The organism is Vibrio sp. 1078-1 (genome assembly GCF_033340475.1).
Window position 1 is genome coordinate 437113 of the sequence record NZ_JAWOWM010000002.1, and the last position, 12338, is coordinate 449450.

11 protein-coding genes and 2 tRNA genes are annotated in these 12338 nt (G+C 45.5%); 8 read left to right on the forward strand and 5 right to left on the reverse strand.

Annotated features, from left to right (window positions below; genetic code table 11):
• Window positions 1-3: 3 nt before the first annotated feature.
• The 5 genes from R7190_RS05885 to R7190_RS05905 form a co-directional block, all read right to left on the reverse strand.
• A complete protein-coding gene (locus tag R7190_RS05885) occupies window positions 4-987 on the reverse strand; it encodes an ABC transporter ATP-binding protein (RefSeq protein ID WP_186584312.1) in 984 nt (327 codons plus the stop codon).
• Between the two features lie 10 nt (window positions 988-997).
• Window positions 998-1930: an ABC transporter permease subunit gene (locus tag R7190_RS05890; RefSeq protein ID WP_005377839.1), complete on the reverse strand. Its 933-nt coding sequence runs from the start codon at window positions 1928-1930 to the stop codon at window positions 998-1000.
• Between the two features lie 9 nt (window positions 1931-1939).
• Window positions 1940-2860: an oligopeptide ABC transporter permease OppB gene (gene oppB, locus R7190_RS05895; protein WP_005377838.1), complete on the reverse strand. Its 921-nt coding sequence runs from the start codon at window positions 2858-2860 to the stop codon at window positions 1940-1942.
• A gap of 144 nt (window positions 2861-3004) precedes the next feature.
• Entirely contained in the window at window positions 3005-4615 is a 1611-nt protein-coding gene (locus tag R7190_RS05900) for a peptide ABC transporter substrate-binding protein (protein ID WP_025766747.1), read from the reverse strand.
• Between the two features lie 264 nt (window positions 4616-4879).
• Window positions 4880-5986, reverse strand: a complete 1107-nt coding sequence (locus tag R7190_RS05905; protein WP_025766746.1) for a M20/M25/M40 family metallo-hydrolase — start codon at window positions 5984-5986, stop codon at window positions 4880-4882.
• A gap of 538 nt (window positions 5987-6524) precedes the next feature.
• Between R7190_RS05905 and hppD the strand changes: the two genes are divergently transcribed.
• The 8 genes from hppD to R7190_RS05945 all read left to right on the forward strand — a co-directional run bounded on the left by hppD (window position 6525) and on the right by R7190_RS05945 (window position 12137).
• On the forward strand, window positions 6525-7598 hold the full coding sequence (gene hppD / locus R7190_RS05910; RefSeq protein ID WP_186584310.1) for a 4-hydroxyphenylpyruvate dioxygenase: 1074 nt from the start codon (window positions 6525-6527) through the stop codon (window positions 7596-7598).
• Window positions 7591-8721 carry a homogentisate 1,2-dioxygenase gene (locus R7190_RS05915; protein ID WP_186584309.1) on the forward strand — a complete coding sequence of 377 codons (1131 nt, stop codon included), beginning with the start codon at window positions 7591-7593 and terminating at the stop codon, window positions 8719-8721. The genes hppD and R7190_RS05915 overlap by 8 nt, the downstream gene beginning before the upstream one ends.
• Before the next feature lie 9 nt (window positions 8722-8730).
• Window positions 8731-9768, forward strand: coding sequence for a fumarylacetoacetate hydrolase family protein (locus tag R7190_RS05920; protein ID WP_025766743.1), 1038 nt, complete (start codon window positions 8731-8733; stop codon window positions 9766-9768).
• Between the two features lie 21 nt (window positions 9769-9789).
• Window positions 9790-10458, forward strand: coding sequence for a maleylacetoacetate isomerase (gene maiA / locus R7190_RS05925; RefSeq protein WP_005377832.1), 669 nt, complete (start codon window positions 9790-9792; stop codon window positions 10456-10458).
• Window positions 10459-10653: 195 nt separating this feature from the next.
• On the forward strand, window positions 10654-11313 hold the full coding sequence (locus tag R7190_RS05930) for a DUF2726 domain-containing protein (RefSeq protein WP_005377831.1): 660 nt from the start codon (window positions 10654-10656) through the stop codon (window positions 11311-11313).
• Window positions 11314-11432: 119 nt separating this feature from the next.
• The gene (locus R7190_RS05935; protein WP_025766742.1) at window positions 11433-11771 is read left to right on the forward strand and encodes a hypothetical protein; all 339 of its coding nucleotides are present in this window, start codon (window positions 11433-11435) and stop codon (window positions 11769-11771) included.
• 179 nt (window positions 11772-11950) lie between these two features.
• Window positions 11951-12027, forward strand: a tRNA-Val gene (locus tag R7190_RS05940).
• A gap of 33 nt (window positions 12028-12060) precedes the next feature.
• Window positions 12061-12137, forward strand: a tRNA-Val gene (locus R7190_RS05945).
• Window positions 12138-12338 lie beyond the last annotated feature (201 nt).

Genomic DNA, 12338 nt, shown 5'->3' on the forward strand with positions numbered 1-12338 from the left:
TCCTTAAGCTTTTATTTGAATAGGAGTGATAACACTGGGTGCGTTAACGTGACAGGCAATGGACTGGCTCGTGTTTAATGGAGAAAACCGTGGGGTTTCGTATTGGCAACGCGTCTCTCGATGCTCGCACCGCTCTCTAAACGGACACCCTTGATGGTTAATCAACGCACTTGGTGGGTTACCTGGGATGGTTGGTAAACGTGGCATATCTTCAGTGATAGAAGGAATAGCCTTTAGCAGGCCTTGAGTGTAGGGGTGCGCAGGTTGAGCGAACAATGTCTCGGTATCTGATTGCTCCATTTTTTGACCACCATACATGACCAATACGCGATCACACATCTCGGCGACGACGCCCATATCGTGAGTGATCAGTAAAATTGCGGTGTTGAACTCTTGTTGTAAGTCTCGTAATAGCGTCAAAATTTGAGCTTGAACGGTTACATCTAATGCGGTGGTTGGTTCGTCTGCAATTAACAACTCGGGCTTACACAACAACGCCATCGCTATCATGATTCGCTGACGCATTCCGCCAGATAATTCGTGAGGGTATTGATTCATCCGAGTTTCGGGAGAGGGAATACGCACCGCATCCAACATGTGAATCGATTCCATTTTTGCTTGTTTTCGGCTCATTCCTTTATGAATCATGAGAACTTCACAAAGCTGCTTGCCAATTTTCATGAATGGATTAAGTGACGTCATCGGATCTTGAAAGATCATTCCGATTTTCTCTGCACGGATGCGGTTGAGCTGCTTTTTCGACATCGCGAGTAAATCATCACCGTGGAACATTGCGCTTCCAGACACGGCGCCGTTGTCCGCGGTTAACCCCATTAATGAGAAAACAGATTGGCTTTTTCCCGAACCTGATTCCCCAACAATCCCAAGAGTTTCGCCCGCTTTAATCGAGTAGGAGAGATTACTGACCGCTTGCACTTGCCCATCTGGCGTATCGAAGCGCACGTTCATGTTTTCAATAGATAGCATGGGTTTGTCCTTATCGGTCTTTCGGGTCAAGAGCATCACGTAAGCCATCGCCGATGAAGTTAAAACAAAAGAGGGTGGCAACTAAAAACAGAGATGGAAAAAGCAGCATCCATAATGCAACGTCAATCGTTTTTGCGCCTTCGGAAATTAGGATTCCCCAGCTCGTGTCTGGTGGTTGAACACCAAGCCCTAAGAAGCTCAAAAACGATTCGAACATAATGAATCCTGGTACCATTAAGGAGGAATAAACCATCACGATTCCAAGCACATTAGGCAGAACATGGCGTCGGACAATTGTCAATTTAGAAACCCCAATAGAGTGTGCGGCTTCGATGAACTCTCTCTTTTTTAGACCGAAGGTGACACCACGTACAACACGGGCAATGCCCAGCCAAGATACCATTCCGATCACGATAAAAATCAGGTAGATGTTGTTGCCAAAAAGGGTAACAAACAGGATAACCATAAACATAAATGGCACCGAATCGAGCACCTCAATAATGCGCATCATTACGCTATCGACAACGCCGCCAAGATAGCCGGAAATACTTCCCCAAATCGTACCAATAACAACGGCGACTAAGGCGCCAACAAAACCTACCAAAATAGAGAGCCTGCCACCTTGCATCGTGCGAGCGAAAACATCTTGCCCGAGATCATCGGTACCAAAGTAATGGCCACTGCTCAGTGAAGGTTTCCCTAGCTCGTATGGATCGATGAGTACTTCCCAGTCAATTTCATCATGGCCAAAAGCGGCAAGAGAGGGGCCGAAAGTGATGCATAAGGTAATGAACGCCAAAACATACACTGATGTCATCGCGGCTCTGTTTTTACGAAATCGAGTCCATGCATCCTGCCAAAGACTGCGACCTTCGACGGCTTCAATATTGTCGACGACTTGATCTTGAAGAGCTTGTGTATCCAGTTTTTTGATCGTTAACATGCCGGACTCCTAAACGCGTATACGAGGGTCGATAATCGTATATAGCAAGTCGACCACAAGGTTAAAGAAGATAGTGAGTGAAGCGACAATCAGAGTAATGCCCATTACTAGGCCGTAGTCGCGGTTGAGAGCACCAGACACAAAGTGTTGTCCCATGCCACCTGTACCAAAGAAAATGTCGATAATTACCGAGCCTGTCACGACAGACACAAACGCAGGGCCGAGCATCGCAACGACGGGAATCAGGGATGGTCGCAAAGCGTGATGGAATAAAATGTAGGTTGTGGACAAACCTTTGGCTTTTGCCGTTCGAATGTATGGTTGGTTGAGCGTTTCAATCATTGCGCCACGCATGACGCGTGCAATACTCGCAATGGAGCCAATCGCTAGGCTGAGCACGGGAAGAACAAGAAAAGCCAGCTTTCCTCCTTCCCAACCACCAGCAGGGAACCAGCCGAGCTGAATAGCGAAGATCATGACTAAAACTGGAGCAAGCACGAAAGCCGGAACCACAACTCCAGTCATCGAAAGTGTCATCAGGCCGTAATCTAGGCGGCTATTTCGGTTCAATGCCGCAATGGTGCCAAGCAACATGCCAAGTGGAACGGAAATACAAAAGGAGAGTACGCCTAATACTGCTGAAACTGGCCATGATTGTGCGACGAGCTGTGTAACACTGAAGTCTTGATAAACGAAGCTCGGACCGAGATCTCCTTGTATGAAATTACCAATGTAAATCCAAAACTGAGTAAGGAAGGGCTGGTCCAAATGGAATTTTGCTTCGATATTCGCACGTACCACCTCTGGCATAGGCCGTTCCATATCAAATGGCCCCCCTGGTGCAATGTGCATCAGCCAAAATGATACGAGTGCGATGAATAGAAGCGTGGGGATAGCGATAGCTAATCGCTTAACAATGTACCAAATCATGATCCATCATCCTTTGGTCATCCGAAATCACTTCGAACGGTTATGAATAAAAAATGGTCTGAGCTCAGGTTGCCTTCTCCACCGAGAGATATGAGGAACGGCAAGTAAACATTGAACTTGCCGACTCAGACCGAAAACATGCTTTTAGTGGGCTTTTACATAGACATTCTTGCGGTAGTACGACGACTCAGGGTTTGTCAGTTCGTAGCCGCCCACGTAAGGCTTGATGAGGTATTGATCGTTACCCGGACGATAAATAGGAATAAGGGCCATGTCTTCAATCAGCATGCTTTCTGCTTGTAGATACAGTTCTGATGGGTTGCTCATGGTCTTTGAGCGAGCCATTAACTCGTCGTATTGCGGGTTGTTATATCGAGAATCGTTGTACTCGCCACTAGAAACGAAGATATCCAACCATGTAGAGGCTTCATTGTAGTCGGCCGTCCAGCCGCCGCGAGTAACGTCGGTCGGCTCTTTAAGTGCGTAGAACACTTTCGGTTCTAGCTGTTTTATCGTGACTTGCGCACCCAATCGGCTTTTCCACATGCCTGCCATGGTGGTTGCCATTTTTACGTCCATCGAGAAAGTTGGTACGGTAAACGTTAACTTAAGCGGATTGCTTTTATCGTATCCAGCTTCTGACAGTAATTGCCGCGCTTTTTCGATACGTTTATGGCGGTTCCAAGTTGCGAACTCAGGAGTGTGAGATTTAAAACCATCTGTTTGAGGTGGCACAAGGGTATACATTGGAACCCCACCGTTTCTCAAAATAGCACTCGTTAACAGTTGACGGTCAATGGCATATGAGAGGGCTTTACGAACTCGCACGTCTTTTGTTGGCCCTTGTTGAGTGTTGAGGTAATAGAATGTGGAGCCAAGAGACGCACTGGTGCTTGCCACTTCTTGCGGGCGTTGTTGAATTAACTTTTTCTTCTGAGCGGCAGGAATGGAAACCGCTTGGTCTATCTCACCAGCTAGGTAGCGGTTTAGCACTACGTTTGCATCACCAATTGGTAGCCAGGTGACTTTTTCCAGCACTACATTGCTTGCGTCCCAATAATGTGGATTTTTAACCATCACCAGTTTTTCGTTAACTTTCCATTCAGAGACAGTAAACGCACCATTTGTAACGATATGTTCTGGCTGGGTCCAACGGTTGCCATGTTTTTCAATGGTCGCTTTATGAACGGGGGCAAGCACTGGATGACTTAATAGTTTCGTAAAGAAGGGAATAGGCTCTTCGAGTGTTACCTGGAACGTTTTTTCATCCAGCGCCTTCACGCCCAAAGACTCGGGTGCGGCGTCGCCTTTCATAATGGCTTGCGAGTTTTCGATATTTGGAATGGCCGCAAACCAAGCGTACGGTGAAGCAGTGCTTGGATTCAGTAAGCGTTGCCAGCTGTAGACAAAATCTTGTGCAGTGACCGTTTCGCCATTTGACCATTTTGCATCACGTAAGTGGAAGGTATAAACCGTATTGTTGTCATTGACTGACCAAGACTCAGCAACACCAGGAATGGTTTTACCTTGCTTATCTTGAATGACCAGACCTTCAAACAGGTCTCGACCAAGATTAAAAGCGGGCTCTGCGGCTTGCTTGGCTGGGTCAATAGAAGTAACTTCAGCCCCATTGTTTAGCGTAATTTCTTGTGTCTCATCGAGGGTCACACCTGCGGGATACGGCGCGGCATAGCTTGATGTTGCCAGTATTGGACTCATCATCGACGTTAATAAAAGCAACTTAGGTAATTTCATCCTTGTCTCACTCTTTTCATCCTGAAAGATGCCAAAAATGTATATTGTATAAATTGTCTACACAATCGAGTTTTAACATTACTGTAACAGGGTGTCGGGTGTTGAGCTGTCTGGTCTCAAAAAGTGAGCTAGGGGAATTTCTTTGAAGATCTGATATCAAGTTGGCATGACGGGAAGTAATTTTGCTTCGATACAAATTAAAATCCCCTTCAAGCACAGGCTAGAAGGGGAAGATAGTCAGTCTGCTCTTCAAAAGGCACGACGTTAACTGACTAGGAAATGTTTCACGAACTCAGTGATTTTGACCATATCACTTACCGCGATAAACTCTTCTGTCGTGTGTACTTTTGCCATGCCAGTTGAAAGGTTGACCGTTGTGAGACCTTTCTTGTTAAAGTTGTTGGCATCGCTACCGCCGCCAGTGCCTTTTGTGAAGGCGTCAATGCCCAACTCTGAAAACGCTGCTTTTATAGCGTTTACGTGTGGGTGGTTTTCTTCAATAACAAAAGCGTCGTAGGCTCGGCTAGATTCAATTTCGACTTCTGCACCGTGTTTTTTACAGACAGACTCTAATGTTGAGATCATATGATTGACCTGAGCATCTAGTTTATCGCCATTCAGGGAGCGTGCTTCTGCCACGATTTTTAATTCGGGCATAACAATGTTTGTGGCCTGACCGCCGTTAACCATACCGATGTTGGCTGTCGTTTCTTCGTCGATTCGAAGCAGCTTCATTTGGTTGATGGCATCTGCCGCCACCATGATCGCACTGATGCCTTCTTCTGGCGCAAGCCCTGCGTGTGCTGGTCGACCTTTGATTTTTGCCATGATCTTTTGCTGGCCTGGGGCTGCGGTCACAATGGTGCCAATAGGGCCACCCGTATCTAACACGATTGCTTCCGTTGAAGTGACGTGTGACATATCGAAGTATTGTGAACCGAATAAACCGCCTTCTTCATACACGGTGAAAGCAAGTTCTAACGTTTTGTGCTCACGGTTTTCCGCTTGAATACAACGAACGGCTTCCATGATGGCAGCAATACCAGATTTATCATCGCCACCAAGAATCGTATTGCCTTTTGAACGGATAACGCCGTCTTCGATGAGTGGCTCAATGCCAATACCTGGAGTGACCGTATCCATATGACAGCTCATTAGAATAGAGCCGTCTTTTTTGCCGTCTAAACGGGCGTACACGTTAAAACCGTTAGAAATGTGCTCAGGTACTGGAAGTTTGCGTACGGTAAAGCCTAGCTCGCCTAGCTGTTCTGCCAGTGTTTCTGCAATTTGTTTTTCGTTTTTTGATTCGCTGTCGATACGTACTAGTTGGCAAAAGTGTTCAACTAAGCGTTCTTGATTGATGTGTGTCATTAGATGTCTCTTTTTCTGATCGAGCGTGAAGCCTTGTGGCTCGGCTCGATAGGGAACAGAGCACCACTTATGGCACAGTTACTTTTGAATAAAACTGAGGTGAATCAATAAAGGGGTATCCATGACACGATTCTGACCGATGAGCCTTTCGAACTGTATGAAGCGTCACGAAATATTACTTTTGATGTTTTGCAGGATCAAATGAATAAATCGGATAGAGATAGGGTGCAATAGACTTTCCATCCCCTTTTGCTTTTTGAGCTACGTTGCCAAGATAAAATGCCAAAGTAACAACTTGTTTACATTTTATGTGGTGGCGTAAAGCCGAAAATATCAATCTAATATATTGAAAATAAGCAGTTTGTTTGATGTTTACGAAAGTGGGTTCGACGTGCTCTCTGTGTGTAACATATATTTTACAATTATGCGTAAAAATCGCCAAGATAAAGATTTCTCCCCACGTATTCCAATTTCTCAAGACCTGCGCCAAGTTAGAAAAATAAGTCCAAACAAAAGCTACTGAGACAAGGAGAAAGTCATGGTTGATGCATATAACCCACTAGGAACAGACGGATTTGAGTTTGTTGAATATACCGCTGCTGACAACAAAGGCATTCAACAGCTTAAAGATCTGTTTATATCGTTAGGTTTTGCGGAGATTGCAAAGCATCGCTCAAAAGAAGCGTGGTTATATCGACAAGGTGACATTAGCTTTATTGTGAATGCGCAGCCGCATAGCCAAGCTGAGGGATTCGCCAAAGTTCACGGTCCGTCGGTTTGTGGCATGGCATTTCGTGTGAAAGACGCCACCGTTGCTCTGGTGCATGCGTTAGAGAATGGCGGTAAAGAATATAAAACGGAAATTGGGCCGATGGAGCTTAGCATTCCTGCTATTTATGGCATCGGTGAAAGCTTGCTTTATTTTGTCGATCGTTATGGAAAGCAGAGCATTTATGATGTCGATTTTCGTTTTTATGATGATGCTGATGAGCGTTTATCAAAAGCGAATGTTGGTCTTTACGAAATCGACCACTTAACGCACAACGTTAAGCAAGGCAACATGGATGTCTGGTCAGGTTTCTATGAGCGCATTGGTAACTTCCGCGAAATTCGTTATTTCGATATCGAAGGTAAGCTGACTGGTCTTGTCAGCCGTGCGATGACCGCACCTTGCGGCAAAATCCGAATTCCTATCAATGAGTCGTCAGATGATAAATCACAGATTGAAGAGTTTATCCGTGAATACAATGGCGAAGGTATTCAACACATCGCATTGACCACTGACGACATCTACGAAACGGTCAAAACCTTGCGTGAGCGAGGCATGGACTTTATGCCAACACCAGATACTTATTACGAGAAAGTCGATCAGCGTGTTGAAGGCCACGGCGAAGATGTAAGCAAGCTTCGTGATTTGCAGATTCTTATTGATGGTGCGCCAACGAAAGATGGCATCTTGCTACAAATCTTTACTCAAACCGTTATCGGCCCTGTGTTCTTCGAAATCATCCAACGTAAAGGCAATGAAGGCTTTGGCGAGGGTAACTTCAAAGCGTTGTTTGAATCGATAGAAGAAGACCAAATTCGCCGAGGAGTATTGAGCGATGCATAAATGGATCACATTCCCTCATCGGGAGGGAGTGTGCTCTAAACAAGCACATGCTGACTTCCCGGAAGAGGCAATTTATGAACGTGAGGCAGGTCGAAGTGGCTTCTTCGGCCCCGCAACACATTTTCATCATCAACATGCCCCAACGGGGTGGTCTGAGTGGGAGGGCGAGCTACGTCCACGAGCGTTTGATTTTAATCTAGTCGAAAAAGCCAGCCATATTACCCCTTGGGCAGTCCCGCATCTATTACACAACGCGAATTGTAAAGTTCGTGTTTGGCGTATGGATGAAAAAATGGACTTCTTGGTGAGAAATGCAGATGGCGACGAACTGCTATTCATCCACCAAGGTACGGCAGATCTCTACTGTGATTATGGTCATTTGAAAGTGAGCGAAGGGGATTATGTCATGATCCCGCGCTCAACGAGCTGGCGTTTAGAACCAAGCGAGCCGATGTTCATTCTGATGATTGAAAACACCGATGCGGCTTATACATTGCCCGAAAAAGGCATGGTTGGAAACCACGCGGTGTTTGATCCGGCGGTTTTAGAAACGCCGTCGATCAACGATCAGTTCCGTGCTCAATATTCTGAGAATCAAACACAGGTTCAGGTGAAACGCTACGATAAAGTCAGTGTTATCACTTACCCATTCAACCCGCTGGATGCGATTGGGTGGCATGGTGATTTGGCGGTAGTAAAAGTGAACTGGCGTGATATTCGTCCACTTATGTCACATCGTTACCATTTACCGCCTTCTGCACATACTACATTTGTAGGAGCAGGATTTGTGGTGTGTACCTTCGTTCCTCGTCCAATTGAAAGTGATCCTGGAGCGCTCAAAGTACCGTTCTACCACAACAATGACGATTATGACGAAGTCTTGTTCTACCATGCAGGTGATTTTTTCAGCCGTGACAACATTGAAGCAGGCATGGTGACATTCCATCCAGCAGGATTTACGCATGGTCCTCACCCGAAAGCATTCAAAGCAGGGCGAGAGCATAAGAAGACTTTCACCGACGAAGTTGCGGTCATGATTGATACGCGTCACGCACTTCAGTTTTCGGATGAGCTGGAAAAAGTAGAAAACAAAGAATACGTCTATAGCTGGCAAGAGAAGTAAGAGGCAAGGATGAAATTAGCAACCAAGAAAAATGGCACTCGTGACGGTTTGTTGATGGTCGTGAGCAAAGACTTAACGCGCTGCGTACCAGCGACAGAAATTTTCCACCCCATGAACTTAGCACCGACGATGCAGGTGGCACTTGATAACTGGGATACGCTAGCACCGCAACTGGAAGAGCTATACGTTGCACTGAACAATGGCACGGTTGCAGGGTATGAAGAGTTTGAAGCGCACTACTGCGAGTCGCCGCTTCCTCGCGCTTATCAGTGGGCTGATGGCAGTGCTTACGTAAACCACGTTGAGTTGGTTCGAAAAGCTCGCGGCGCTGAAATGCCAGAGAGTTTTTGGACGGATCCGTTGATGTACCAAGGAGGCTCTGATGCCTTTATTGGTCCTTGTGACAACATCGAGTTTGCGAGTGATGAATGGGGTATTGATTTCGAAGGTGAAGTGGCTGTGGTAACAGGTGACGTACCAATGGGCGCGAGTGTTGCAGAGGCTCAGGAGTCGATTCGTTTGATCATGCTGGTGAATGATGTCTCACTGCGTGGGCTAATTCCCGCAGAATTAGCTAAAGGGTTTGGTTTTTTCCAATCTAAACCTTCTTCTGCGTTTTCTCCTGTGGCAGTAACACCAGACGAACTAGGCGATGCGTGGTACGAAAACAAAGTGCATTTACCATTGGTCTCGACCTACAACCACAAGCCGTTTGGTCGCCCGAATGCAGGTATCGATATGACGTTTGATTTCGCAGACTTAATTGTTCACGCGACTAAAACGCGCCCGCTATCTGCTGGGGCGATTATAGGCTCAGGTACGGTATCCAACAAGCAGGGAACGGAACATGGCACTTCTATTGAAGAAGGTGGCGTTGGCTATTCATGTATCGCGGAAGTTCGCATGATTGAAACCATTCGTGATGGTAAGCCGTCGACTAACTTCATGTCGTTTGGAGATTCAATTAGATTGGAAATGTTCGATGCGGATGGCAACAACATATTCGGCTCGATTGACCAACAAGTTAGCCAATATCTCAAGCACTAACAATGCTGGTTGGGAGACGATATGAGCGATAGCATGATTTTATACGGATACTGGCGATCATCGGCGGCGTATCGTGTGCGTATTTGCTTGAATCTTAAAGAGTTATCGTATGATTCAAAATCGGTACACTTGGTGCGCAATGGTGGCGAACAACACAGTGACGAGTACCATGAGTTAAACGCTTCTGAACTGGTTCCTTTGCTGGTGGATGGGGAGGTTCAGTTAACCCAGTCACTGGCGATCATTCAATACTTAGAAGAACACTACCCGGATGTCACTGTGATCCCCGAGCAAACGCCGCTTCGATACCAAGCGCTAGCTTTGGCTCAGGATATTGCAATGGAGATTCATCCCCTGAATAACTTAAGAGTTCTACAGTATTTAGAGGGGGAGCTAGCTTGCGAACCAGAGCGCAAAGTCGCTTGGATTCATCACTGGATCCACAAAGGTTTTACAGCATTAGAAGAGAAACTTCAGAAGCATCGTAAACTAAATGGTGATTGCAAGTTTAGCCTGACAAGCTCGCCATCTATTGTCGATATTTGTCTGGTACCACAATTTTATAACGCACAACGCTTTGGTGTAGATACTTCTCTTTATCCAACCATTAACGCTGTTGTGCAGTCATGCAATCAACTGCCAGCTTTTATTGATGCGATGCCAGAGAATCAGCCAGACGCTAATAGTTGATTCTTAGCATACATAATGTATTAACAAAATTTAAACGAGCCAATCCAAGTGTGTGATTGGCTCGTTTTTATTGGTGAGCAAAATTTTCTGTTTCTCGCTATCGTCGTGGCGCCTCAAAATTGCGAGGTTTTGTTGCTCTGCATAACATTTCCATTTACGCTTTGAGCAACGAGTTGTTTTGGATGCACTTTATTTATGACCAACATTTTTATCATTGTTGTTCTTCTGGTTTTATTCTTCTTTGTTATTCAAAAGTACGTGATTAAGCACGATGACACGCGTGATTATCCTTATCGCTCGAAAGGCCCTCTGCTCAGAGGTCAAGAGGGTGCGTTCTATAATGCGTTAAGAGCGGCGGTAGGGGAGCATGCCGTAGTATTCGCGAAAGTAAACATGTCCAGTTTGGTTACGCCAAAAGAAATCAAAAATAAGAAGCAGTTTTTTGTCGCGAACAATCGTATATCTCGAAGCTATTTTGATTACGTTATTTGTGACCCAAGGACACTAGAGCCGCGCGTTATCGTTGAATTGGATAATGGGCAGGAGCTAAACAAGGGTAAGATAGAAAGACAAAAGTTATTGATTCATGTTTGTAAGACGGCCAACCTGCCTTTAATTGGCGCCTCGATAAAGCACAGTTATCAAGTTGGGCGATTACGTCGTTTGCTTGCGGCACACATTGATTTGATTGAGCCCGATAAAGAAGTGCGTTTTTGTAAAAAATGCGGCAGTCCGATGATCATTAAAACCGCAAGCCAAGGTGAGTTCAAAGGGAGACGTTTCTTTACTTGTAGCCGTCAGCCGAATTGTACATACACCGAAAATTATAACGTTGTGTTTGAGGCGGACGACTAAACACGACAATTAACCAGCAGAAACAAGGGGCTTTGATTAGAGATGATCAAAGCCTTTTTTGTATCAGTCATCAAGGCAGGGCCTATACTTTGAAAAAGAGGGCAGAATAGGGCAGCCATATGCGATACGGATGGATTTTATCGGCGTTGTTCATCACATCGAATGTTAGTGCGATACCTAATTTGAAACCACTGGAGTGTGAATTGACAGAGACACCCCAAGATCATTTCTTGTTTTACCGAGAGCAAATGGTTTACCACAGTGAGCAGTTTGTCATATTTCAAAACTTCAAAGGCAGGGTGAGCACTCAAGTAGACGTCAAAACAGGAGAGTTGATCCGTACAACCTATATCGGCGAACCATTTAAACCTAAATATCAGATTTTGTTCGGCACTTGCCCTAAGGTATCGCAAATCTTACAGATTTGGATGCTCAGTGAAGTGCCTTACGACAATTAAGTGAGATAATAAAAGTTATATAGATCACACTTTTAAACCCTGCAGGCTCAGTCCTTGTCGATAAAATCATCTGAAAACGCGTGTTGAGTTTACATTTTCGCCAAACGGTTCAAAGTTGGTAAATTTGTGCTTGCACCGTCGTTCGCTTATAGCTAATATCCTCGTCGTTCCAGAGAAATGCGTCCGTAGCTCAGCTGGTTAGAGTATCGCCTTGACATGGCGGGGGTCGGTGGTTCGAGTCCACTCGGACGCACCATTCTGAATTGAATGGTTAGGAACATAAAAATTTGGGTCCGTAGCTCAGTTGGTTAGAGTACTACCTTGACATGGTAGGGGTCGGCGATTCGAGTTCGCCCGGACCCACCAAATTTTAAAAAAGCCCACCTTTTGGTGGGCTTTTTTGTGTCTGTAATTCATTGATATTCAAGTAAAACTACTTCTTTTCTTGTCCCTTGTTTTTGCTCTGCGTTAGCCCCTTGTTAAAGATAAAAGCGCACTACCTGATCCGCAACACAACCTCAAAACCCTAAATGCAATGCATAAGGTGCATACACTTCAAACCCACTA